The organism is Thalassospira sp. MIT121401, assembly GCF_047125595.1.
GTDB lineage: Bacteria > Pseudomonadota > Alphaproteobacteria > Rhodospirillales > Thalassospiraceae > Thalassospira > Thalassospira povalilytica.
Genome location: NZ_CP138926.1, coordinates 1,946,134 through 1,970,858, shown reverse-complemented (window position 1 = coordinate 1,970,858; position 24,725 = coordinate 1,946,134). Strand labels below are relative to the sequence as shown.

Below are 24,725 nucleotides of genomic sequence, written 5' to 3'. Positions count from 1 at the left end.
GTTGAATAAATCGAAACAAAAAAGGGGTTGCCAAACCCGGGCGGGTTTTATACATAGCGGCCCACGCCACGATGCATCGCGTGTCGCGGCGGACCAAGTTTTGTTGGGGAATAGGTTAACGGTAGACCTACGGACTCTGACTCCGTCAGTCCTGGTTCGAATCCAGGTTCCCCAGCCAACTTTGCCGGACGTTGCAATGGCCCAACATTGCGCAAAACATGCGGTCCGGGGTATAAATAACGCACACCAAAGTACTGCTGGGGAATAGGTTAACGGTAGACCTACGGACTCTGACTCCGTCAGTCCTGGTTCGAATCCAGGTTCCCCAGCCACTTTGCCCGACCTTCCCGATTTCGACCTTTGTTCTTTGCTGTTCTGATCGGCGTCGATCAATCATCAATCCTGCGCGCACGCAAATTGCGCGTGATGGCAGCTTTGATATACATCTGTAATCTCGATCACGTTTTCAGGAGACAGGCGATGGATCAGGTCACGGGCGGCTGCCTTTGCGGCAAGGTCACGATCACGGCAACCGGTGCGCCGTACCGGGTCGGTTTGTGCCATTGCCTGGATTGCCGGAAGCATCATGGCGCGCTGTTTCATGCATCCGCGATCTTTCCCGAAAAGGCCGTGACCATTACCGGTGAAACCACATCATTCAATGGACGGCATTTTTGTCCGACCTGCGGATCATCGGTTTATGGCCACACCGATGACGAAATCGAAGTCAATCTCGGCATTCTCGATGCCCCGGATCAATTCACCCCGAGTTACGAGCTTTGGACGATCCGGCGCGAAAGCTGGCTACCGGATTTTGCGCTTCGTCATTCTTATGAAAAAGATCGCCCGGAAACCGATCGCAACGAAGATTGATACTGCCTGACCGACACCAAACAGATCATCATGCAGATCGTCAGGAACACAAATGACAGGGGGGCGATGACTGATCAGGTTTATTTTCGGCCGCCTCGCCCGCATCGGACAAAACACTTGTTCCGGCATCGGTAATCAAAACATCGACGGGCACGTCATATTGGTGGGGTTTGATGTCCTCAAGTCGGGTTGCTTCAAACCCGATCCCGACCACCAGTGGCTTGCGCGTCATTGCCGCCAGTGTGCGGTCAAAAAAACCACCCCCATAGCCCAGCCTGTACCCTGCCCGATCAAACCCGACCAGCGGGGCAAGCAACACATGCACCGGAATTTCGGGGGTATCTTGCGGTTCGGGTATGCGGGCAAAGCCCGGGGTCATTACGGTATCAGGCGTCCAGTCGTGAAAGACCATCGGCATATCCCGGCCCGGAACAACAGGAAGGGCGGCGCGACCGCCTTCGGAAATATGGTCAGTTATCACCGGGCGCAGATCGACTTCATTCTGGATTGGCCAGTAAAACCCCACCGTCGCACCACGCCGCGCCGACAGGAAACTGTCAAAATGCGCGCGGATCTGATCGGACAGATTTTTATGGGTTACACTGTCCAGTTCCGATCGCCAGCCCAACAGGATACGCCGAACGGTTTGCCGCCATTCAGACTGGCTTTGTTCATCGTCCGATTGTGGCGGGGTTGGCAAATTCAGACTCATGGGCGCGATCACAGTTTGCGAATGGGATAGCGGATAGGATGTGCAGATGGACAGAAGTCACAAGCCTACAGCAAAACCCCATAAACGCATAACGCGCCGGGAACCCGGCGCGTTAACGGTTGTCAGCAAAAAAGCTGCAAGCCAGATAGAAATTTAGAGAATGGCGAGTTCTTCTGCCGACATGCGGCCATTGCGACCTTCAATCAGCTCAAACTGAATTTTCTGCCCTTCATCAAGTCCCTGCAGACCAGCACGCTGAACTGCGGTGATGTGCACGAATGCATCTTTTCCGCCTTCGTCAGGGGTGATGAAGCCATAACCCTTGGTCGCATTGAACCACTTAACCGTTCCGGTAGCCATATCCGTAGTCGTCCTTAGTTTAGTAGGCGCATCCCCGAAGTAAGGCGATGCAAGAAAACAGTCCCTGCAACACACCCATTAAGAGCATGATCACCATCAACCAGGAAGCAACCACGCGCATGAAAGATGCACTGCATCGTTTCAACAATTACGCGAAATTTGGGCTTAGTGCAATGGATTCATGTATGAAGTTCTTTTTTCGCCGTCTGATGTCATCGGTAAAATGCATGATTTCGTGCGGTTGAAAATCCCGCAAGGACACATCACCCCTAGATAAAACAATCTTCACGGCGAATTCTCGCAACGGTTCCAGATGCAAGAATGCAATTATATCATGAGGATATTTTTTTCATCGAACCGCATATTCAATACAGGCAAATCAGATAGGCGACTGATCCTTGTGACTTTTCCCTGCGTACCGATTGCCGATCCGCCTCGGAACCCGCGTGAATTCAAATTTCAGATCGGCACATCCTGTTGCGCCAAATGGCGGTTATCCGGACGCAATGAAATAAGCTGTTATGTCGCAGTAACTTATGGACCAGATGAAAAGAAATGTCTGATTTTGTCATTTTTTCGGGGACGGTTTCACGTGACATTGCCCCTGAATTGGTTTGATTATGGAACAATGAATCCAAAACGCATCAAATGGATGCGAATTCACAAGATCAATGCATCAGACCATAAGATGCAGCAAACGCGACCGGGACACCGAAAATACTTGAATGGGAACGACTTTCGGATCGGAATACAGTAAGTGACAGCGACAACCAAGATCGCAAACCCGCGTGACATCGCGCAAAACGCCATGGCGCTGATAAACGAGCTTAACCTGCAGCCGACACCTCAGGTTTATCACGTTTTTTACAGCTATTTGTCAGACGAGATTCCCGAACTCAGCCAATTGGTAAAGGTCCTGATCCGCAACACGCAGGAACTGGACGAAGAAACCGTTTACCGGATTTACCACAAATATCTGGGCACCCACGCGGTCGAACAGCATATCAACCAGGGGGTCGAAGGCCTTCAGGCAGCGGTCGAACGCGTCGAGGAAGCCGTGCATTCGGTCATGCGCGACACCGAACAGTTCTGTGGCGAATTCGATACCGCATCCCAACGGCTTCTGGCCGATGACATCACCCTTGAAGATGCCCGTTCCGTCAGCCGCCAGTTGTCGGGCACATCGAACAAGGCCCGCGACTGTTACGGCACCTTCAATGGCAGCCTTGAAGAATATCACAAGGAAGTCCGCCGGGTCAGAACCGAACTGGAACTGGTGCGCCGTGACGCCCTGACCGATACGCTGACCGGCATTGCCAACCGCAAGAATTTTGACAGCTCGCTTCGCGAAGCCGTGACCTCAACCATGGAAACCGGTGCGCCCTTGACCTTGCTGATGATCGATATCGACCATTTCAAGGAATTCAACGACAATTTCGGGCACCGGGCCGGTGACGGGGTTCTCAAAGCGGTGTCGCGGGTACTGGTACGTTCGACCAAAGGCGCAGATACGGTCGCGCGATATGGCGGCGAAGAATTCGCGGTCATCTTGCCCGATACAACACGTGAAAACGCTGAAAAACTGGCAAACAAGCTGCGTGAAAACGTGTCAAACCAGCGGATTATAAATAAAAAAACAGGCAAAGATTTCGGTAAGTTAACCGTTTCTATTGGCTTGACGTCCTACCAACTAGGGGAGAATATACTTGAGTTTGTTGATCGCGCGGACAAGGCTCTTTATCTCGCAAAACAGGATGGTAGAAACACCTGTGTCCTGCAGTAGGTCATACGCATAAACAGGCACTAAACAAACGTTCCGGGTCATTAAATCTCTGACACAAGAGAAAACCGGGGCACATAATCAACAGGTAAAGACACCGAGCCAACACACGTGTCCTGACAGGCCAAAATCAGCAGGTTCGAGCCCTTATAATCGTCCCTGTTATGCACAACATACATGTGCAAAGGCTTTGCGGGGCGGAGCAACCATATGAAGACACCAAAGACCGAACGTAAGATCGAACTTGAACACAAGATTTTCAAAACGTTCGAAGAATGCCACTTTCAGAAGTCTGATATTTCAGACGAAGCTCTTTTTGTCCTTAAAATGGCAGAAGGATCTGTTGTGTCATTGCCGCTTAAGGCCATCTGCCGTGAATTCGATATCGATCCGGAATCCAAAGATGGCGATCTGATCAGCCTGATCGACAAGGCCCTGAATTTTATCAACGTGCTGTGCCCCGGCGACAATTTGCCGCTTGAGGTTCTGACCGGCGAAGCATCCTGGGAAGTCGACGAAGAACATCAGGCGATTGCCTATAACCGTATTACCATGCAGTTGGTCACCTGGATGTCCGGCAGTGAGGAACTCATTACCGACCCGGACGAATTGATGCAGATCGCCGAGGACCCCAACACCAAGAAAAAGATCAACCAGGCCTTTGACGAAGTTGCCGAAAAGCTTGGCCTTGGCAAGGATAACCGCGAGGAAGTCGTCAATCTGGTCCATCAGGTCGCAGACGAGCTGTCCTATATCGAAACGCTGCGCGTGAAATACCGCAAGATCCTGATGGTTGATCGCAAGTTGCAGGAACTGCGCCGTATCTATGCCCATGAAAAAGGCGTTCTTGAAACCGTCACCCAGGCCATCCGCCTGCTTGATGATGCCAAGAAAAAGTTCGAAACGACATTTGACGAACTTGATGCCAATACCGGGGAAATCATGTCGGTGCTGCGCAACTTCACATCCCAGCGCCAATATATCCGCAGCAAACGTGATGACTTGCACAAACGCCTGCGCGCCTGGCAACCCCTGATCGAGCTGTGGGAAGACCTTCAGCTTGAACGTGGTCCGGCGGCTGTAAGGCTTGTCAAGGAAACCTATCAGTTCCTTGCCCCGCGCTTCATGAAGGTCAAGGAATGGCTTCTGATGACCAAGGTGCAGGATGGCGTGGCCGAACAGCACAGCTTCAAGAACGAAGATGAACGCATGGGCGCGCTCAAGGGCAAGATGATGCAGTGGTAACCCACCCCATCGGTTCGGATACACAAAAGGCGCGAAATCAAATTCGCGCCTTTTTTCCTGACTGCTGCCCAATGCGGCCAGATGCAGCCCGGTGCAGCCCGACCTTTGGCGAAACGGTCAGTCCCCTGCCATGGTGATTTTAAGGGCAACGTGATCATCAATTACGGTAATCGATTTGGCCGCATGTGCGGGTACCGGCACCTTGCGATCAATGCAATAGGCAATCATCGCCGCGGCAAGCTGGGCACCGGATGTCGGGATGACGGTTTTCTGCCCCTCGTCCGAGGTAATGGTCATGCGGGCGACGACTTCTTTTGATCGTTCGATTTCAAAACTGCTGATCTGGCCCGGCGGCAGCGACTTTCCCGTGCGCCGACCATGCGCCACCAGCGCCTTGATCAGTTCGCCATCTTCAAAAACGATACAGCGTATCTCGCGCATGCCGCACATCCTGTAACAGTTGTTTGATTACATATGGTTACTGCAGAACCACAAAACAAACATTAACAGATACGATGCTGCGTCACGCACAGGGACACCCGCATTTGGCCCGCCCGTGATCGAAATCCGGCTTAGCTGCTGGCAAGCCAGATGCCGACACCGATCATCAGGGTTCCGGCCACCCGGTTCAGTACCCGTACATTACCGCTTTTTTCAAGGAACCGGCGCAAGGACCGGCCACCGGTCGCATACAGCGTCATGCAAATCAGTTCGGTCACCAGAATGATCGCCACCAGAACCGAAAGTTGCGGAGCGATGGCATGTTCAAGACTGATAAATGGCGGCAGCAATGAAATCATGAAGGCCCAGCCTTTGGGATTGGCAATGGCCGTCACAAAGCCCTGCGCCATAAGGGCGGTTGCCTTTGCTGTCTTGACCCCGTCGACCTCGGCCGATAGCGCCATACGCCCGCGTGAACGCCACATCTGAATGCCCAGCCAGGCCAGATACGCACCGCCGACATATTTGAAAACCGCAAAGACGGCCGGGTACTGTAACATCACGGTTGCAACACCGAGCGCGGATGCCACCACCACAATCCCGACGCCAACAAGTTCGCCCGCCATCATCCAAAGGGTACGGCGCAGACCGATGGTCATGCCAAGCGTCAGGGCAAGGGTCATGCACATGCCCGGCGTAATCGACACAAAAAAGGCCGTCGGGATAAAGGCCCCGATCAAGGAGAGACTGACCATCAAAGGTTCCTGTGGCTTGGTGTGGTGCGCATTTCTGATCGCCATTTTTGGGGCATGGCAGGATCAGACAAAACCACTACCCGATAAGGCGATTTCCGACCAGCGTCTTTTTGGCATGGCTTCATTCCCGTCACAAACCGCAATCAGCTTCTCTGAAATCTGTGCCGGAAAGCCTTTGGAACCGGGAAAATACAGCCTGCTTTTGCCCCCTGCTTTTTGCCACCCCGCTAAATTCCACCCCAAAAAGAAGCCAAAAGGTACAAAAATTACTTGACCCCGGCGGGTCGTCCGACGAAATTGGGGACATCGCCAGCCAAGACTGGCACCCAAGCCAATTGATGAAGACCGATGACCGCAGACATTTGCAACATTGATGCATATGCCGATCGCGCCGAAGCCGATGCTTCGGGCGCCTTTGTGCTGTCTGCCCTAAACCTTCTACTCGGTCTTATTGGTCTTGCAGCCCTAGGCTCGCTACGACTTACGCGCCCCTGAGCGTAATATGACGGCCCGGATCACAGGACACATTGTCGATCCATTTGCCGCAGCTCAGGGGAATAAAGTCGCGCCAGACGGCCCGCACTCCTTCCAGACAGAATTTACATACCGGGCAAGGCCCGCTTGATCAGGAAACAATATAATGGCTAGTGCAAACGACAATCGCGTCATCATTTTCGACACCACCCTGCGTGACGGTGAACAGTCCCCGGGTGCGTCGATGACGCTTGATGAAAAGCTGCGCGTGGCGAATGCCTTGGCTGAGTTGAAGGTCGATGTGATCGAGGCCGGATTTGCCATCGCATCGAATGGTGACTTCCAGTCCGTCAACGAGATCGCCAAACAGGTCAAAGGCCCGACCATCTGTTCGCTGGCCCGCGCGGCCAAGGGCGACATCGAACGCGCTGCCGAGGCGCTGGAACCCGCAGAAAACAAACGTATCCACACGTTCATTTCCACCAGTCCGCTGCATATGAAATACAAATTGCAGATGGAACCGGAACGCGTTCTGGAAAAGGTCATCGAAAGCGTCACGCTGGCGCGCAAATTCACCGATGACGTCGAATGGTCGGCAGAAGACGGTTCGCGTACCGAGCATGACTTCCTGTGCCGCTGCGTCGAAGCTGCGATCAATGCCGGTGCAACCACCATCAACATCCCGGACACGGTCGGTTACACCACCCCGACCGAATATGCCGATCTGATGACCATGCTGTTTAACCGGGTTCCGAACATCGACAAGGCGATCCTGTCGGTTCACTGCCATAACGATCTGGGTATGGCGGTTGCCAACTCGATCTCGGCGGTCAATGCCGGGGCCCGTCAGATCGAATGCACGATCAACGGCCTGGGTGAACGCGCGGGTAACGCCGCACTCGAAGAAATCGTTATGGCGATCAATACCCGTAACGACGCCTTCCCCTTCACCACCGGGATCGACAGCACCAAGATCATGAATGCATCGCGTCTGGTATCAGCGGTTTCCGGTTTCGTGGTTCAACCGAACAAGGCGATCGTTGGTGCCAACGCCTTCGCCCATGAAAGCGGCATCCATCAGGACGGCTTCCTGAAGAATTCCGAAACCTATGAAATCATGAAGCCGGAATCGATCGGCCTGAACAAATCAAGCCTGGTCATGGGCAAGCATTCCGGTCGCCATGCCTTCCGTGAAAAGCTCAAGGAGCTGGGCTTTGCCGATTTGGGCGACAATGCCATCGAAGATGCCTTTGCCCGCTTCAAGGATCTGGCTGACAAGAAAAAAGAAGTCTATGACGATGACATCGTCGCACTGGTCGATGACGGCATGCGCGACAACGAACATATCAAATTCGTTGGCCTGACCGTGACCTGTGGCTCCAAAGGTCCGCAGACTGCGGAACTGGAACTGAATGTCGATGGTGAAATCCGCACGGCCAAAACCACCGGTGACGGCCCGATTGACGCGACCTTCAACGCGATCAAGGAAATCTATCCGCATGACTGGCGCCTGAAACTCTATCAGGTTCACGCCGTGACCGAAGGCACCGACGCCCAGGGCACCGTGACGGTTAAACTTGATGGCGAAGACCGCACGGTTGTCGGCAATGCATCGGACACCGATACGGTTGTTGCTTCCTGCATGGCCTATGTAACTGCCGTGAACAAACTGATCGAGAAAAGCAAGAAGACCGCCCCGGACGCCATGGCATCCTGATCGGCTTTATTGCCTGACAAGACATTGGGGGTGGCGTTTTCGCCGCCCCCTTTTCTTTGCTGGTCACGGACGCCGGGTTGTTGCGGTTCATCGCGGTTCGATGTGTCTTGCGACATTGCATCCTGATCCGTTGGACCGGCATTGCTGCGGCCAGCTGTTTTGCCAGCTGTTTTGCCCGCTGCCGCCATGTGGTATCCTTGGTCCTGACCAGAAAGCCGGATCAGGTGATGGCATGTCGGGCACATTCAAACGATACGGGAACATCCTGTTACGGATCGCTGCTGTGATGGCGACCATGTCGATCTGCGTCACCACCGTCAGCCAGGCTTCAAGTGACACAACAAACCATCAGCCACACACCGTTTTGGTTCCCGCCCTGCCCTATCCGCAAAGCGGGCTGCGCAAACGGTTATCCGATGCCGGGAAAACACTTCCCGCCATTGATAACAGCCTGCAGGCCGATATTCCGGGCCTCTATTATCCCCCGCGTCAGATCGGCACGGACATTCCCGACGCAAACCGCCATCCTGCAATCGTAGCCCTTCCTGATTGCGATGATCACTTTCCGGAAGACTGGATCAATATCCTGCGCGATCTTGGCATCGGTGTTCTGGTGATATCTCCAAACCGCGCCCATCCATCGCAGGTCTATTGCAGCGAAGGGTCGCTTGGAAATCCCAAACACGGTCTGACCTATTGGGCGTTTGATGGACTAAGCGCGCTTGATTATCTTGCAAAGCAGCCTGACATCGACCCGGATCGGATTGCCATTTTCGGGTATGGCTATGGTGGCGGTGCGGCCCAACTGGCGATTTATCGTGATGGTCATGCCAAACATTTTGCCGCACGGTTTCGCGCCCTGATCGGCTTGCGCCCGCAATGCATGTCGGAAATGAACAATTTTGCGCCAAGTCTTCTGATCGCACTGCGCGGTGATCCGTTCAACCCGCCTGCCTGGTGCCAATGGCGGATGGATCGCGACCTGACACCTGCGCGTGCATTGGTCCGTTTCGAGCTGATCGGAAATGGTGAAACAGTTGAAAAACAAGCGACTCGTAAAGTGGTCGCACCAGAAAAAAGCCCGGAGGTTGTCAGTATTGTGACAGAATTCCTGTCCCAATCCGGGGTAATCACCAAAAACAGAGAAAATTGAATTTATCCGCCAAGACCATATTCCTGATCATGTTTTTCCACCCTTATTTCAGGAAATTTACGCGCCTTAATTATTCCTCAATCCCCTGCGCAGATTATTCGTGCATCGGCTTGTTCCTTGCGCTATCAAAGCCGGTACATTCGCATTCAAGATTTTACTATTAACCGGGGCATAGGGCAGGAATGTTTTCCAAGCTTCTTGGGGTTTTATCCTCCGACATGGCGGTGGATTTGGGCACCGCGAACACACTGGTTTACGTTAAGGGGCGTGGCATCGTCCTCAACGAACCGTCCGTGGTGGCCATTACCGACGAAAAAGGCAAGAAACAGGTCCTTGCGGTTGGTGAAGAAGCCAAACAGATGCTCGGTCGTACCCCGGGGTACATTCAGGCGATCCGCCCGCTGCGTGACGGCGTTATTGCGGAATTCCATATCGCCGAAGAAATGATCAAGCACTTCATCCGCAAGGTTCACAACCGTCGCAACTTTGCCAGCCCGGAAGTCATCATTTGCGTACCGTCCGGGTCGACCGCAGTTGAACGCCGCGCCATTCAGGAAAGTGCTGAAAGTGCCGGCGCACGCAAGGTCTGGCTGATTGACGAACCGATGGCCGCTGCAATCGGTGCCGGTCTTCCGGTGACCGAGCCGACCGGCTCGATGGTTGTTGATATCGGCGGTGGCACCACCGAGGTTGCCGTTCTGTCGCTGGGCGGTATCGTCTATGCACGTTCGGTACGCGTCGGTGGCGACAAGATGGACGAAGCAATCATTGCTTACATCCGTCGCACCCATAACCTTCTGGTTGGCGAAAGCACTGCTGAGCGCATCAAGAAGGAAATCGGTTCGGCCTGTGCACCCGATGATGGTGATGGCGCAACGGTTGAAATCCGTGGCCGCGACCTGATGAACGGTGTTCCGAAAGAACTTCTGATTTCCGAACGCCAGATTGCAGAAAGCCTTGCAGAACCGGTTTCGGCCATTATCGAGGCTGTGAAGGTCGCACTTGAACAGACCCCGCCGGAACTGGCAGCAGATATCGTCGACAAGGGCATCGTCCTGACCGGCGGTGGCGCGATGCTTGGCAATCTTGATTATGTCCTGCGTCATGCAACCGGCCTTCCGGTTTCGATCGCGGACGATCCTCTTTCCTGTGTTGCACTGGGTACCGGTCGCGCACTTGAAGAGAAAAAGATGCTGCGCAACGTTCTGCACACAGCATACTAAAATTTTGGCCTGAAATATCATCACCGGGTCGTATCCGTACTGGACGCGACTCGGTGATTTCGTTATGGTTGAATATCCCGTTGGGGATACAAGACGAACTTTTGGGAAATCGCGGGGAATACATTGGCACAGCATGGCGGTCCGCAGCAGCGAATCTTTTCGCCGTTACGCACGGCGCTTCACCGCTTCGCTTTCATATTGCTGATATTCACAGCTTTCGGGCTGATGCTTCTGGGGAAGGCCGATACGGTTCTGATTGAACGTATCCGTGCGGCATCTGCCGATCTCGTATCCCCGGTCATGAATGTTGTTTCCCGCCCGGCGGCCAGCATCAACGAGCTGACCGACAAGATTTACAACCTGGCCCATCTTTACGAAGAAAACGAACGCCTGCGCCGTGAAAACCAGCAATTGCTGGCCTGGCAGCAAGCCGCCCGTAATCTTTCGCATGAAAATGTGCGCCTGCGTGAACTTGCACATTACACCAATCCGCCTGCCCTGCATCTTGTGACAGCGCGTGTCATCGCCGACATGGGTGGGGCCTATGCCCATAGTGTGATGATTTCGGCCGGTTCGCGTGACGGTGTCGCCAAGGGACAGGCCGTTATTTCCGACGAAGGTCTGGTTGGACGCGTCGCAGAAGCCGGATATCAGGCATCGCGTGTTCTTCTGATCACCGACATCAATTCGCGCGTGCCGGTCATTGTCGAAAATTCCCGTGACCGCGCGTTCCTGTCTGGTGACAACACCAACCGTCCGCTTCTGACATTCCTGACCGCCGATGCGGCCGTTGCACCGGGTGATCGCATTCTGACGTCGGGCCATGGCGGCGCATTCCCGCCGGGCATTCCGATCGGTGTCGTGTCATCGGTATCGGAAAATGCCGTTCGTGTCGCCCCGCTGTTCCGTCGCCATCAGCTTGAATATCTGCGTGTTGCCGATTACGGCCTGCAAGGTATCCTGAGCGAAAAGCGCATCCGCGACAGCCAGGCACCGGTAAATACCAATGCCACCCAACTGTCGCCCGAAATTCCGGCCGGGGTTGGCGTGGTTCCCGCAGCGCCGGCTGAACCCGCCCCGTCCGCACAGAAACCGCCGGCAGGGGAACTTCCGTGAAGCCCGGCGTCTGGCAACGACTGGACGTCATCGCACGTGGTCTTTTTCCGGCATTCAGCGTTTTCGTCCTTCTGCTGATCAATCTTTTGCCAATCAGTGTACCGTTGCTGTCCACGGCATCACCGGCGCTTGCCCTTATGGCGGTGTTTTACTGGTCGGTGAACCGGCCCGATCTTTTGACAGCGGTGGCCGCCTTCCTGCTGGGCCTGCTTCAGGATCTTCTGATGGGGTTGCCGCTTGGCGTAAGCCCGCTGGTTTTGCTTCTGGTACAGACCGGCTCGGCAAGTCAGGGACGCTTTTTCCATAACAAACCCTTCAGCGTCATGTGGTGGGGCTTTGCCCTGGTGGCGATCCCGGCCCTGCTGATCCAGTGGTTGCTGAGTTCCGCCCTGATTGGCGCATTGTTGCCGATCAAGGCAACCATGATCAGCTATGTACTGACTGCTGTGCTGTTTCCGATTGTTGCCTGGGTTCTGGCGCGCGCGCAAAACAGCCTGCTGCGCTATGTTTAGGGCATCGGGTGTCCTTCGAAATTCCGTGCAAAATTGATGTTTTGGCAACGGCTATCGGATATGCTTGAACAAGATGGTTTCCAAGCCCTTCCAACCGGGATAAAACGGGCAAAAATCAGCAGTTTCGCACTGCAACGGTTCGCCTAGAAAAGACAGGTATTCTTCGCCCATGTGGCATCGCGATTCAGACAGGTTCAGAATGTTCACCCGACGTGCCCTTATGCTGGGTGCTGGCAAGGGTGTTTTGCTGACGGGGCTGGCCGCGAGGATGTACTATCTTCAGGTCCTTGAAAGCGACCGCTACCGGACATTGGCTGATGAAAACCGCATTTCCCACCGGCTGTTGCCGCCACCACGCGGGCTTGTGACCGACCGGTTCGGCGCACCGCTTGCCGTGAACCGGCAGAACTATCACATCATGATCGTCCGCGAACAGACGCCTGATGTGCGCCGCACGCTTGAAATCCTTGATCAGATTATTGAACTTGGCCCCGATACCATCGAACGGGTCGAACGTGATGTTTCGCGCCGCCGGTCCTTTGTGCCGGTGACTGTGCGCGACAATCTGACTTGGGATGAAGTTGCCCGTGTCGGCGTCAATGCACCCGATCTTCCCGGACTGATCATTGATGCCGGGCGGTCACGCGACTATCCCGAAGGCCCGCATCTGGCCCACACGCTGGGCTATGTTGCTGCGGTTTCGGAAAAGGAACTTACCGGCGATCCGCTGCTTGAACTGCCGGGCTTTACCATTGGCAAAAGCGGCGTTGAAAAGGTCTATGACCTTGCCCTGCGCGGTACGGCGGGCACCAGTCAGGTCGAAGTCAACGCCCTTGGCCGTGTGATCCGCGAACTTGAACGCGAAGAAGGCGAAAGCGGCAATACGGTTGTCATGACGCTTGATCTTGAATTGCAGCGCTATGCCAATCAGCGCCTTTCGGATCAGGAAAGCGCATCGGCCGTTGTCATGGACATCCATAATGGCGAAGTCCTGGCCCTGGCATCACATCCAAGCTACGATCCGAATGCCTTTACCAACGGCATTTCCCACAAGCTATGGAACAGTCTGGTCAACAATACCTATGCGCCGCTGTCGAACAAGGCAGTGAACGGGACCTATGCGCCCGGGTCGACCTTCAAGATGTGCGTCGCCCTTGCCGGGCTTGAGGCCGGGATCATCACGCCCAATCAGAAATTCTTCTGCAGCGGCCATCTTGATCTTGGCAATGCCCGGTTCCATTGCTGGAAACGTGGTGGTCATGGCTGGATGAACATGCATGACTCGCTCAAGCATTCCTGCGACGTCTATTATTATGAAATCTCGCAAAAGATCGGCATCGACCGGATCGCCGCCATGGCTCACAAGCTTGGCCTGGGTGAAGAAACCGGTATTGATCTTCCCAATGAACGCAGCGGCCTGATCCCGACCAAGGACTGGAAGGAAATCCAGCTTGGCAAACGCTGGCAGGGGGGCGAAACCCTGATTGCCTCGATCGGTCAGGGATATGTTTTGGCCACCCCGCTTCAGCTTTGCACCATGACTGCACGTCTGGCATCGGGCAAGGCCGTGCGACCGCACCTGACACGCGATCATGTAACACCCGAAGGTGTCACCAGCCGCGAAGCAGAAGAATTCCCCGACCTTCAGGTCAGCCGTGTCAATCTGGCGCGTATTCGCGACGGCATGAACGGTGTTACCAACGAATTACGCGGCACCGGCCATGGCGCCCGGATCAAGATCAAGGGCATGGAAATGGCCGGCAAAAGTGGCACCAGCCAGGTACGCCGTATCACCATGCGCGAACGCCAGACCACAGGCGTTCTGGGCAATGACGAATTGCCATGGAAATATCGCGACCACGCATTGTTTGTGGCCTTTGCCCCGGTCGACAATCCGCGCTATGCCTGCACGGTGGTGGTTGAACATGGCGGTGGCGGATCCAGTGTCGCCGGTCCGATTGTCCGCGATCTTCTTTTGAAGGCACAGGAACTGCAATCCGCCCGTCAGGGAATATCGGCTGCCAACTTGCCCAACAGCGCCCAGCTGCGCCCAAGACCAGCCCAGAACAACCGCAATGAGGGCTGATCCATGGCCATGAGCAAATATCGCATTGGTGAAGATCCGGACTATGTGCCGATCGGACGGCGACTGTTGCTGTTGAACTGGACACTGGTTCTGTTGATCGCGGCATTGTCGGGGATCGGCTTTGCCATGCTTTATTCCGCGGCCAATGGATCGTTCCAGCCATGGGCCGAACGCCAGATGATGCGTTTTGCGGTCGGGTCGGCCCTGATGATCGTGATTGCGGTAACCGATATCCGTGTCTGGCTGAAACTGGCCTATTTTTCCTATTTCGTTGCGCTGGTTTTGCTGGTTGGCGTCGAAATCAAGGGTGATATCGGCATGGGCGCGCAACGCTGGATCAATCTTGGTTTCTTCCAGTTGCAACCATCAGAATTGATGAAGATCTCGCTGGTGCTGGCTTTGGCCCGGTATTTCCACGGTCTGACGGTCGAAGATTCCGGCCGGATTACCCTTTTGATCCCGCCACTTTTGATGGTGCTGGCCCCGGCGGCACTGGTGTTGCGCCAGCCTGACCTTGGAACGGCACTTTTGCTGATTGCCGGGGGTGGTGTGATTTTCTGGCTGGCCGGTGTCCGGATGTGGAAATTTGCCCTTATTCTTGGCAGTGCGCTTGCCGCGATCCCGATTGGCTGGCAGTTCCTGCGCGATTATCAGAAGAACCGCGTTCTGACGTTTCTTAATCCGGAAAATGATCCGCTGGGTGCGGGCTATCACATTACCCAGTCAAAGATTGCACTGGGGTCCGGCGGCCTGTTTGGCAAAGGCTTCATGCTGGGCTCGCAAAGCCACCTGAACTTCCTGCCGGAAAAGCAGACCGACTTTATCTTTACCATGCTGGGTGAGGAGTTCGGTCTTGTCGGTGGTCTGGCGCTGCTGGCTCTTTATGCGCTGGTCATTACCTATGGCTATGTGATTGCGCTGCGTTGTCGCAACCAGTTCGGGCGTCTGGTTGCCATCGGGGTGACATCGACCTTCTTCCTGTATGTCTTCATCAATATCGCGATGGTGATGGGGCTGATCCCGGTGGTCGGCGTGCCATTGCCACTGGTGTCGTATGGTGGCACCGTGATGATGACCATTCTGGTCAGTTTCGGACTGTTGATGAGTGTTTCAATCCACCGCGACATTCGCATATCCCGTCAGGGGAATGACGACGGCCGGAACTAGGCCGCCCGTCAACTCCATCGACATTCTGCGATCAGGTTTCGGAAACCGACAGGTTTGAATGTTCGGGGATCTGTTTGAAATCGCAGGGTTCACAACGATTTCGGCCATTTTCCTTGGCATCATACAGCGCGCTATCCGCCAGCGAGTACATCACAGCCGATATATCGCCGCTGTCCCAGCTTTTAAGCCCGTCGATATGCATAGTTGTTTCGTGATCAAGGTTGGCCATGCCGGCAGATGACGGAAGCCCCGCAATCCCGAAACTTGCCGTGAAGTGCAGATCATGGCCGCCAAAGGCAACAACAGCCTTTTCAAAGGCCCCGCGCAGACGTTCTGCCAGCTTCATCGCTCCTTCGATTTCTTCACCGGGTAATAGAACAGCGAATTCTTCACCGCCCATTCGGGCCGGCAGATCAATGTCGCGCAGGTTTGACTGCATCACTTTGGCCAGTTCGACCAGAACCGCATCACCGGCCTGATGCCCGTGTGTGTCGTTAAAGGCCTTGAAGCGGTCAATATCGAGCAGAATGATCGAAACCGGCGTGTCGCGGCGACGCCAGACAGAAATCGCTTCTTCAAACCGCGCCAGATAGGACCGACGGTTTGGCAAACCGGTCAGCGGATCGGTCGAGGCCAGCACTTCGAGCTTTTTCATTGCCGCATTCAATTCTTCGGTTCGCGCAGCGACGCGGGCCTCAAGATTGACATTGGCATCAAGCAGTTCGTCGCGTGCCTTGCGCAGTTGCCCCAGTTGACCGCGGATCATGCCAAACAGACCGACCGTGACAGACCCCAGCAACTGGATTTCATCATCATGCCGGTGATATGGCGGCATCTCCATCGGCTTGGACTCATCGGTCGGGTCGGATTTGACCAGATAATTGCCAAGACGCACCAGAGGCCGCGAAAAGATATAATAGCTCATGCCCGCAAAGACGATGGCCATCAATACTGCCAGTATCATGGTCGCAAGGAATGACCAAGACAGACGCGAAAACAGGGCGGTGACAAAAACCTGCGGGCTGAATTCAATGATCATTTCGCCCATGACGGTGGCGGGTTCGACATCAGGGTCACGCACAGGCACGCTGATGGTTTGCAAACCGCCAAACAGTTCTTCGGCCCAATGACTGCTCGGAATTTCCCCCGCCGCGCGGCGTCTTTCATAAAAAACATCACCGTCGGATGTCATCAGTGTGACGCGCTGAATGGACCGCTGGCTCATCATGCCGCCAACCATCACATCGGCAAGGTCAAGGTCACGTTTCTGAAGTGCCTGCACAGCGACCGGCACGTTGGATGCGGTCACGCGCTGATTGCCCTGCTGATAGATCTCGGCAAGCCAGCGATAATCCTGATATCCGCGAAATGCAACGATCAGCAAACCAAGACCAACAGCAAGCAACAGGGAATATTTCAATTGCCGGGCGGCAATTGTACTTCCCAGTTTCAGGCTGGCCAGCGCATCGTTATCATCTTCGTCCGATTGCCTAGCCAAGCCTGCATTCCCTCACTTTTAAGTGGTCCTGATTTTTGGGCTTTCAGTTAATTATGTTCTTTGTCGTGCGACAAAAGCCCAAACCGATATTCTGCCCCCACGGGCGCGTTGACAAGACTAAACCGGGAAAAATCAACTTTATCCCAGTCCCGCGTGAACAATATGTCATTAAAGTCAGCCATATTTTCGCGCGTAACAGCTTCCATTCTAAACGTTATTTCGGGATGGTCTTTCAGAAATTCAACGCCATTAACGTAATCATGCAACAAAACCATCACCCAGGCACCGGCAAAAAAATGCCCGCCATGGGTCAGCGTCATCTCGCCATCGGTTACGGCATCAAGGCCCTCTGTTGACCAGTTAAGGCCACCAACAAAAACATCCTTGCCCGGAACCCGCCCAGCTTCTTTCAATGCGGCGATCGCGCCAAGGGCGATATTATCGTTTGCCGCCCATACCGCATCAATGCAGCCACCGCGCTTTATCCACGCCTCGGTCTGGCGGAATGCTTCGTCATATGACCAGTTCGCAACGATACGGCGCTGTTCGCGCAACACCGGATAGCGGCTAAGTGCGTGATCAAGCCCCTTAAGGCGTTGCAAGGATGCCGGGGTGTTGCGGTCTCCGGCAATTGACAACAGACACAGTGTCTGGGGCATCGCGTCCCCTTGTGCCAGGCGCGCGCCATCAATCAGCGACTGGGCAATATCATAGCCCGCGCGTTCATTATCGGGGGTCAGCGTCAGGATCCAGTTTTTGATATCCTTGCGCGGGGTGCCATAGGTGTATTTCTGTTCCTGGGTAAGATCATTCAGCAGCATGATCACCGGAATGCCGCGCTTTTCGGCTTCGAGCACGATGCGCGTTCCTTGCTGATGTTCATTGACCGCGATGATGTAATCGGGTGGTGGTTGCATGGCAAAGGCCTGCTCGGCACTTTCGACCATCATTTTCCAGTCTCGATCACTGTCAAAAACCGTCAGCTCATAGCCGAACTGATCGGCTGCGGCCTGCATGGTGTCGCGAACATCTTTCCAGAACCCGCGATCACCATAGCCCGGATTGATAAAGGCCACACGAATGTGGTCGGACTGATCCCCATTTTGTTGTGCGTTTGTTTTTAATGGCGCTGCCACAACACACAATAAACCGACCCCAAGCAGAGCCCAAAACAACCTATGCACTTCTCATTCCCCGAAGAAACGCTGCCACAGCCAAAACCGTATTTCAGCAATCCATACGATCGGATAGTGAATTTCGCTTCAAAGGTCAAATGATCTGCGCGAATTTAATTTAGAATACCTATAATATTATGATGACTGCCACATCTTCCTGATCTGGCAGTCCATCCAAGTTGTTGTTTGCACATGACAAACCGTCAAAACGGTACTGTCGGCGGATAGATGAATAATCATCTTGTCCACCGCACGAAACAGGCTGAAACAGCCCGACAGTACGCGATTTTGACGTTAAAGGGCGGGACTCTTACGGGGAACCCGATTGTGCACGGCTAAGTGCACGGGCAAGTTCCTCGTTGGACATGTTGGCGCGATCTTCGATCCCTTGCTGCTGAGCAAGATGATAAAGATCATCCCGGCGCCATTTGTTGAAGTCCGGCTTTCTATAGGGACGAAACGTGGATGTTTCCCGTTCTGACTTCGAGAGTCTGTTAAAGCTCGCCACTCTTGCCTCCTTTATGGGACGGTCCAAGCGATCTCGGCACAGTGCTTTCCCCCCGAAACTGTAAAAGTGCCGTAACAATTCATGTAGGAGAGTTTGGAAGAATTTCTATTCCCCCTCCCCGGTTTTTCCCGGAAATGTGCGGCATACCCCTGATCTGGAACGAAAAATAAGTATCTGGAACATCTCCACAATCACAATTTGTCGTCACTTTGCTGTTGAAATGTCATTTCTGTTGGGGGGCCCTGAAATCTCTGATAGCATCGAACAAAACACTGATCAGGGATGTGTCATATGGCATTGCATTTTGAACGCCAGGAACTGGCAAACCGCCGCGCACGAACAATTGAAAAGCTCGAAAAGGCCGGTCTCGACGGGCTGTTGATGTTCCGTCAGGAAAGCATGTTTTACCTGACCGGGTATGACACATTCGGCTATGTGTTTTTCCAGTGCCTGTATCTTGGTGTTGATGGCCGGGTTGCACTGATTACGCGGGCACCTGATCTGCGACAGGCGCAACATACATCCGATATCAACGATATCCGCATCTGGGTCGATGGCCCTGACGTCAATCCGGCCTTCCAGTTGCGCGACATGCTGGCTGAATTCGGCTGTGGCGGCAAAACCCTTGGTGTCGAGTATGAGGCCTATGGCCTGACCGCAGCCAATGGCAAAAAGCTTGAAACCGCGCTGGACGGCTTTTGTACGCTTAAAGATGCATCGGGACTGGTTTCCGAATTGCGCGTCGTCAAAAGCCCGGCCGAATTGGCTTATATCCGCAAGGCTGCCGAACTGGCTGATGACGCATGGGATGCTGCGCTTGACACGGTTCATCCCGGCGCATTCGAAGGCGATATTCTGGCGGCGATGCAAGGTGCCATCTTTGCAGGCGGCGGGGATTATCCGGGCAATGAATTCATTATCGGAGCCGGACGCGATGCCTTGTTGTGCCGGTATTTCACCGGGCGCAAACACATCGCCCAGACCGACCAGATCACTTTGGAATGGGCGGGTGCCTATCGGCACTATCATGCAGCGATGATGCGCACCATCCCGGTTGGCAAGGCCCTGCCCCGGCATATTGAAATGCACAAGGTCGCAACCGATGCGCTGGTTGCCTGCCGCGAGGCGCTTCGCCCCGGCGAGCCAATCGGCAAGGTGTTTGATGCCTATGCCAAGGTCTGTGATCAGGCCGGAATGCGCGCCCACCGGCTCAATGCCTGTGGCTATTCAATGGGCACGACCTTTGCCCCGAACTGGATGGACTGGCCGATGTTCTATCATGGCAACCCGGTGATTGCCGAACCGGGCATGGTATTCTTCCTGCACATGATCCTGATGGACAGCGAAAGCGGGATTGCCATGTGTCCGGGCCATTCGGTCATTGTCACCGAAACCGGCAATGACAGCGTATCGCGCCATGGCCTTGATCTGATCACGCGCTGATCATGTAAACAAAGGGCAACCTGTGTCGGGTTGCCCCTTGCATTTTCAGTCCAGTCGCTATGCCGTTCTGATATCGATCTGACACCGATCAAACATTGGCGCCCCCGCGCCATCTTTATCAGGCTGAGATCAGACCTAGATCAGGCCAAGTTCGGCCTTCATGGCTGCGACCGTGTCATCGGCCGTCTTGTCGAGTTCGGCAATCCTTGCATTGATCTCGTCGCCAAAGGCGCCATCATATCCTTCAAGGCGGCGGGCTTCGTCGGCAAGTTTGGCTGCCGCCATATTTGCCGCCATCCCCTTGATGGTGTGGGCCGCTTCGTGCAGGGCTTTGCTGTCATGATTGCTTGCCGCACTCACCAGTCGCGCGCGTTCTTCCTGATAGGATGAGCTCAGCAACCCGACCAGCATCCCAAAATGTTCTTTGCCCAATGCTGAACTGACTTCTGCGAACCGGCTTTTATCGATCAGATCCATTCATGTATCTTTCGTCACAAGTCGTGGTTTCAGACCGTACACATCCCCGATATACGGGATGCTACATTATTGATACTGCATCCGACCATGAACCGGATCACCGCCCCACATCAATACCGCATCCCCGCGGCATCATGATGCATGTTCCAGCACCGCTTTCGCCCAGTTTACCGTGGCGTCGTCTATGGCCTGCATATGCCGGTATTTTTCGAACTGGCTTGCAATCAGCACAAGCCGTTTGTCAAAGGCCGGCGGACTTTCAAGACTAAGAAGCTCCTCGGCAAGCGGGTCAAAGGCCGCATTCTGGAATTCCAGCGAAAGACTGATCCGTGGTTCGGTGGCATGTTTGCTGGCCCGGCCACCCCAATGATACAAATCCTGCCGCCATCCCATCACCGTTCCGGGTTCGGCCGGTAACGCCCTGACATCCTGCAACAAAACGTCTTGCGGTTTCATTACCGGCGCACCATAACACCTTTCGAAACAACGCGGCAATACGTACATACAGCCGTTTTCCGGGCTTGCCTTGCTCAGTGGCACCCACAGTGAAAGACTGATCAGCATGTCATCGCCAATGACGCTTTCGCCCTGATAATCGCGATGGGGCGGCCAGCCGCGCCCGCCTTCGCCCGGATCAACATGCCAGGCCCAGAAATGCGGCAACAACGCAATCCGGTCGCCCAGAAAATGACTAAGCAACGGGCGCAGGCGCAAAAACACCTGCCATGCCTCGTCATACAGATAGATCAGCGCGGGCGACATGCTGTTGGCAACAAGGGTTTCGATCCCGTCACGCAATTTGGCAAGTTCGGCAACCGGCAGAACATCCTCGATCAGGAAATATCCCTCGTCCCAGAAACGGTCTGAAAGCACACCACCATCAAACCCGCCATCACGCGCTCCGATTTCCTCGATCGCGTGACCGATTGGTGCGCCATCAGAAATCGACAATTTCGGATTAAGCTTTTGCCACTGTTCGGGCAGCATGGCGTTTTTCGGTGTGATCATCGACAAATGTCCGGTATTGAAGGTGGCCGGACGATACGCAGCACCCGCCCTATTGGCAAGTCCCCTTCGGCCATGGCAAAACGGTCCGTGGCACTGGTTTGCCCGTTCAAAAACGAGTTTGGCTCTTTCAATGGCACCCAACATGACATCATCCCTGACGCCCGCGCCCATCAATCATGGTGGCGCCATTGATGCTGCTGCACGCAAATACGGCATTCCGGCCGAAGAATGGCTTGATCTGTCCACCGGGATCAATCCATGCCCCTATCAGGTTGATGACATCCCCGCCATTCAGTGGCAACGCCTGCCACTGGCATCCGAACTGGCCGCCCTTGGTGATGTTGCCTGTGCATATTACGGCATCCCAGATCCGGCCTATCTTGCCTGCGCACCGGGAACCCAGGCGCTGATCCAGACAATCCCGTTCTGGATCAGGGATCATGTCGAAGTGTCTGGCGTGCATATCATGGGGCCGACCTATGGCGAACATGCGCGTTGCTGGGACCTGGCCGGTCACATCTGCCACATCCATGAAACCGCGGCCGATGCGCGTCTTGATCATGCAAAACGGCTGCTTGCATCGGCAGGTCCGGGCACCGTCATCATCATTGTCAATCCGAACAATCCCGATGGCGGCCTTATCCCGGTTAAGGACATTTGCGAACTATCCCGGCTTGCCCGGCTGGCCGATAGCTGGCTGATCATTGATGAAGCCTTTATGGATTGTCAGCCCGATCAGTCGGTCTGCCCGATGACCGCTGATTTGCCCCATACATTGGTGCTGCGTTCCTTTGGCAAGTTTTTCGGACTGGCCGGTATCCGGTTGGGGTGTGTTGTCATGGCCCCCGATCTGGTCACTTCGCTAAGCGAACGCATTGGTCCATGGGCCATTCCCGGCCCGACAATGACAATCGCCACCCGCGCATTTGCCGATACAGACTGGCACCAAGGAACCAGACAACGCCTGCATGCCGATGGTCTGCGACTGGATCGGGAAGTTACGACCAAGACGTCGCTTGCCCTTTGCGGGGCGACCGATCTGTTTCGCTATTATGATGGCGGCAATTGTGCCGAACTGGCGGATCATCTGGCGCGGCGCGCCATTCTGGTCCGACTGTTTGATCACGACCGCGCCAAGATCCGGTTTGGCTTTCCCGGTACGTCAGATGACTGGCAACGCCTGATCAGCGCACTTGACGACTGGCAGGATCGTCCATAACGGCAAAGCTTTGTGCCGCTTCTGACCTGTCGGGATCGCAAATGTCTTACAGACCGTTTTCTTCCCAGGACTGTTTTTTACGGTAAATCGTTGATGGGCTGACGCCAAGCGCATCGGCGGCGCGCGGAATGGACCCGCCACAACGTTCGATGGCTTCTTCAATCGCCTGTTTTTCCACCTGCCAAAGTGGCCGGATTTCACCAAACCCCAGTCCCGGCGCGCCGAGACCTTGCGACGGCATGCTCATGCGGTCATTCGATGCACCGTTGGTGCCGACAAGCTGGCTGCTTTTGTCTGACTGGTGGTTTTCAACAACCTTGCGCATCTGGCGCGCCCCGGCCAGAAAGGCCAGCGCCTCGGGATCGCCTTCCCACAGCCGACCACTTCCCCCGGAATCACGCGAGACCACCGGATGGGGCGGCGGGGCTTCGATTGTCGCAGACCCGAAACGGTCATCCTCGGTCCCGCTATTGACCGGACGCGGCACCATGGCAAGGGTGACTTCGGTGCCGTTATTCAAAACAACGATATTTCGGATGATGTTTTGCAGCTGCCGGATGTTTCCCGGCCAGGTATAGCGCGCAAACAGGGCGGATACTTCCGGACTGAACTGTTCGAAGTCACGGCCTTCTTCGCGGGTGTAGCGTTGAAGATAGAAATTGGCGATCTGCAATATGTCATTGTCACGATCACGCAATGGCGGCATGTGCAACGGAATGACATGAAGACGGTAATAAAGATCTTCACGGAACCGCCCGGCACGCACTTCTTCAAGCGGATCACGGTTGGTCGCACAAACAAACCGCACATCGACCGTTTCAATCGAACTGCCACCGACTTTCTGGAATGTGCCGGTCTGGATGAAACGCAGAAGCTTGGTCTGAAGATCCAGATCCATCTCGCAGATTTCATCCAGAAACAGTGTGCCGCCTTCGGCCCGGTGTGCCGCACCTTCGCGGTCGGAAACCGCACCGGTAAAGGCCCCTTTGACGTGGCCGAAAATCTCGCTTTCCATCAGGTCCTTGGGAATGGCACCACAGTTCAGCGGTATGAACGGTTCCTTGGAACGTTCTGATCGCCTGTGAATGGCTTCGGCGGCAAGTTCCTTGCCCGTACCCGATTCACCGGTGATGAACACGGTCGCGCGGCTTGGTGCGGCATTTTCAATGATGCGATAAATGTCGCGCATATTGTCCGACCCGCCGATGATGTCAAAATACATCTCGTCGGTGTCCGCCCCGGCAAGGTCCACATCAGGCCCATCTGGAATGGACGGCGCACCGGCCAGCGCCTTGGTCACGGTTTCACGCAATTTGTCGGCAGTAAACGGCTTTAACAAAAAGTCCCATGCCCCTTCGCGCATGGCTTCGACCGCAACATTGACCGATCCGTGCGCGGTGATGACGACTATTTTGCAATCCGGGCAAATCTGGGCAGCACTGCGCAGCACGTCACGCCCGTCCATGTCAGGCAGAACAAGATCAAGAACCAGAACATCGGGCGGGTTTTGACGCAATCGTTCAATCGCATCCGTGCCATTGACCACATGATCAACCAGATGACCATCCGCACGCAGGTAGTCTTGATACACACGCGCAAGCGACAATGTATCTTCCACAATTACAATGCGTGCCTGATCTGGCATTTTCGTGTTCATGTCCCGATATAGCCACTATGGCCCAACATACCGATAGAGCTGTGTTCGTCACAACTGCTAACATTCTTGCAGTGGCTTCCTAAAGCATACACAATCAGACTAAGGTTAAAAAAGGCATAGTTTTTA

At 54.6% G+C, this 24,725-nt stretch carries 23 protein-coding genes and 2 tRNA genes; 15 read left to right on the top strand and 10 right to left on the bottom strand.

Features of this window, described 5'->3' with window-relative positions; all coding sequences use genetic code 11:
• Window positions 1-104 precede the first annotated feature (104 nt).
• From SIB88_RS08910 to SIB88_RS08900, 3 genes are all read left to right on the top strand, one after another.
• Window positions 105-178, top strand: a tRNA-Gln gene (locus SIB88_RS08910).
• A gap of 80 nt (window positions 179-258) precedes the next feature.
• Window positions 259-332, top strand: a tRNA-Gln gene (locus tag SIB88_RS08905).
• Window positions 333-480: 148 nt separating this feature from the next.
• Window positions 481-873 carry a GFA family protein gene (locus SIB88_RS08900; protein ID WP_250282777.1) on the top strand — a complete coding sequence of 131 codons (393 nt, stop codon included), beginning with the start codon at window positions 481-483 and terminating at the stop codon, window positions 871-873.
• Between the two features lie 40 nt (window positions 874-913).
• On the opposite strand, the gene SIB88_RS08895 is transcribed toward SIB88_RS08900, so the two are convergent.
• The gene (locus SIB88_RS08895; RefSeq protein ID WP_412557896.1) at window positions 914-1,585 is read right to left on the bottom strand and encodes a 5-formyltetrahydrofolate cyclo-ligase; all 672 of its coding nucleotides are present in this window, start codon (window positions 1,583-1,585) and stop codon (window positions 914-916) included.
• Window positions 1,586-1,738: 153 nt separating this feature from the next.
• On the bottom strand, window positions 1,739-1,945 hold the full coding sequence (locus tag SIB88_RS08890; protein ID WP_008892097.1) for a cold-shock protein: 207 nt from the start codon (window positions 1,943-1,945) through the stop codon (window positions 1,739-1,741).
• Window positions 1,946-2,702: 757 nt separating this feature from the next.
• On the opposite strand from SIB88_RS08890, the gene SIB88_RS08885 reads away from it, so the two are divergent.
• Both SIB88_RS08885 and SIB88_RS08880 read left to right on the top strand, forming a co-directional pair.
• Window positions 2,703-3,728, top strand: coding sequence for a GGDEF domain-containing protein (locus tag SIB88_RS08885; protein WP_068517110.1), 1,026 nt, complete (start codon window positions 2,703-2,705; stop codon window positions 3,726-3,728).
• Window positions 3,729-3,935: 207 nt separating this feature from the next.
• Complete coding sequence (locus SIB88_RS08880) at window positions 3,936-4,970, top strand: hypothetical protein (protein WP_412557895.1); 1,035 nt, start codon at window positions 3,936-3,938, stop codon at window positions 4,968-4,970.
• Between the two features lie 117 nt (window positions 4,971-5,087).
• Here SIB88_RS08880 and SIB88_RS08875 read toward each other — a convergent pair whose 3' ends face one another.
• Both SIB88_RS08875 and SIB88_RS08870 read right to left on the bottom strand, forming a co-directional pair.
• Window positions 5,088-5,411: a hypothetical protein gene (locus SIB88_RS08875; RefSeq protein WP_068517175.1), complete on the bottom strand. Its 324-nt coding sequence runs from the start codon at window positions 5,409-5,411 to the stop codon at window positions 5,088-5,090.
• A 131-nt stretch (window positions 5,412-5,542) separates the two neighbouring features.
• Window positions 5,543-6,094, bottom strand: a complete 552-nt coding sequence (locus SIB88_RS08870) for a LysE family translocator (protein ID WP_233433164.1) — start codon at window positions 6,092-6,094, stop codon at window positions 5,543-5,545.
• Window positions 6,095-6,098: 4 nt separating this feature from the next.
• Here SIB88_RS08870 and SIB88_RS08865 point away from each other — a divergent pair, with 4 nt between their 5' ends.
• The 8 genes from SIB88_RS08865 to rodA all read left to right on the top strand — a co-directional run bounded on the left by SIB88_RS08865 (window position 6,099) and on the right by rodA (window position 15,614).
• Complete coding sequence (locus SIB88_RS08865; protein WP_412557894.1) at window positions 6,099-6,440, top strand: hypothetical protein; 342 nt, start codon at window positions 6,099-6,101, stop codon at window positions 6,438-6,440.
• A gap of 366 nt (window positions 6,441-6,806) precedes the next feature.
• The gene (locus SIB88_RS08860; protein ID WP_101247880.1) at window positions 6,807-8,357 is read left to right on the top strand and encodes a 2-isopropylmalate synthase; all 1,551 of its coding nucleotides are present in this window, start codon (window positions 6,807-6,809) and stop codon (window positions 8,355-8,357) included.
• Window positions 8,358-8,589: 232 nt separating this feature from the next.
• Entirely contained in the window at window positions 8,590-9,510 is a 921-nt protein-coding gene (locus SIB88_RS08855) for an alpha/beta hydrolase family protein (RefSeq protein WP_412557893.1), read from the top strand.
• Between the two features lie 182 nt (window positions 9,511-9,692).
• Entirely contained in the window at window positions 9,693-10,733 is a 1,041-nt protein-coding gene (locus SIB88_RS08850) for a rod shape-determining protein (RefSeq protein ID WP_008892088.1), read from the top strand.
• Window positions 10,734-10,856: 123 nt separating this feature from the next.
• The gene (gene mreC / locus SIB88_RS08845) at window positions 10,857-11,849 is read left to right on the top strand and encodes a rod shape-determining protein MreC (protein WP_101247879.1); all 993 of its coding nucleotides are present in this window, start codon (window positions 10,857-10,859) and stop codon (window positions 11,847-11,849) included.
• Window positions 11,846-12,361, top strand: a complete 516-nt coding sequence (gene mreD, locus SIB88_RS08840; protein WP_068517105.1) for a rod shape-determining protein MreD — start codon at window positions 11,846-11,848, stop codon at window positions 12,359-12,361. The genes mreC and mreD overlap by 4 nt, the downstream gene beginning before the upstream one ends.
• Before the next feature lie 199 nt (window positions 12,362-12,560).
• Window positions 12,561-14,447 carry a penicillin-binding protein 2 gene (mrdA, locus tag SIB88_RS08835; RefSeq protein ID WP_228195764.1) on the top strand — a complete coding sequence of 629 codons (1,887 nt, stop codon included), beginning with the start codon at window positions 12,561-12,563 and terminating at the stop codon, window positions 14,445-14,447.
• Window positions 14,448-14,450: 3 nt separating this feature from the next.
• A complete protein-coding gene (gene rodA, locus SIB88_RS08830; protein WP_068517103.1) occupies window positions 14,451-15,614 on the top strand; it encodes a rod shape-determining protein RodA in 1,164 nt (387 codons plus the stop codon).
• A 31-nt stretch (window positions 15,615-15,645) separates the two neighbouring features.
• On the opposite strand, the gene SIB88_RS08825 is transcribed toward rodA, so the two are convergent.
• The 3 genes from SIB88_RS08825 to SIB88_RS08815 form a co-directional block, all read right to left on the bottom strand.
• Complete coding sequence (locus SIB88_RS08825; RefSeq protein ID WP_412557892.1) at window positions 15,646-17,112, bottom strand: GGDEF domain-containing protein; 1,467 nt, start codon at window positions 17,110-17,112, stop codon at window positions 15,646-15,648.
• Window positions 17,113-17,159: 47 nt separating this feature from the next.
• Window positions 17,160-18,248 carry an ABC transporter substrate-binding protein gene (locus SIB88_RS08820; protein WP_231856641.1) on the bottom strand — a complete coding sequence of 363 codons (1,089 nt, stop codon included), beginning with the start codon at window positions 18,246-18,248 and terminating at the stop codon, window positions 17,160-17,162.
• A 349-nt stretch (window positions 18,249-18,597) separates the two neighbouring features.
• Window positions 18,598-18,795 carry a hypothetical protein gene (locus tag SIB88_RS08815; RefSeq protein ID WP_082817667.1) on the bottom strand — a complete coding sequence of 66 codons (198 nt, stop codon included), beginning with the start codon at window positions 18,793-18,795 and terminating at the stop codon, window positions 18,598-18,600.
• Window positions 18,796-19,086: 291 nt separating this feature from the next.
• Here SIB88_RS08815 and SIB88_RS08810 point away from each other — a divergent pair, with 291 nt between their 5' ends.
• A complete protein-coding gene (locus SIB88_RS08810) occupies window positions 19,087-20,238 on the top strand; it encodes a M24 family metallopeptidase (RefSeq protein ID WP_412557891.1) in 1,152 nt (383 codons plus the stop codon).
• Window positions 20,239-20,373: 135 nt separating this feature from the next.
• On the opposite strand, the gene SIB88_RS08805 is transcribed toward SIB88_RS08810, so the two are convergent.
• Entirely contained in the window at window positions 20,374-20,715 is a 342-nt protein-coding gene (locus tag SIB88_RS08805; RefSeq protein WP_412557890.1) for an Hpt domain-containing protein, read from the bottom strand.
• 132 nt (window positions 20,716-20,847) lie between these two features.
• The gene (locus SIB88_RS08800; RefSeq protein ID WP_412557889.1) at window positions 20,848-21,723 is read right to left on the bottom strand and encodes a phytanoyl-CoA dioxygenase family protein; all 876 of its coding nucleotides are present in this window, start codon (window positions 21,721-21,723) and stop codon (window positions 20,848-20,850) included.
• Between the two features lie 142 nt (window positions 21,724-21,865).
• Between SIB88_RS08800 and SIB88_RS08795 the strand changes: the two genes are divergently transcribed.
• Window positions 21,866-22,942 (top strand): threonine-phosphate decarboxylase, encoded by a 1,077-nt coding sequence (locus SIB88_RS08795; protein WP_412557888.1) that lies wholly within the window; start codon window positions 21,866-21,868, stop codon window positions 22,940-22,942.
• A 46-nt stretch (window positions 22,943-22,988) separates the two neighbouring features.
• Here SIB88_RS08795 and SIB88_RS08790 read toward each other — a convergent pair whose 3' ends face one another.
• Entirely contained in the window at window positions 22,989-24,587 is a 1,599-nt protein-coding gene (locus SIB88_RS08790; RefSeq protein ID WP_068517098.1) for a sigma-54-dependent transcriptional regulator, read from the bottom strand.
• Window positions 24,588-24,725 lie beyond the last annotated feature (138 nt).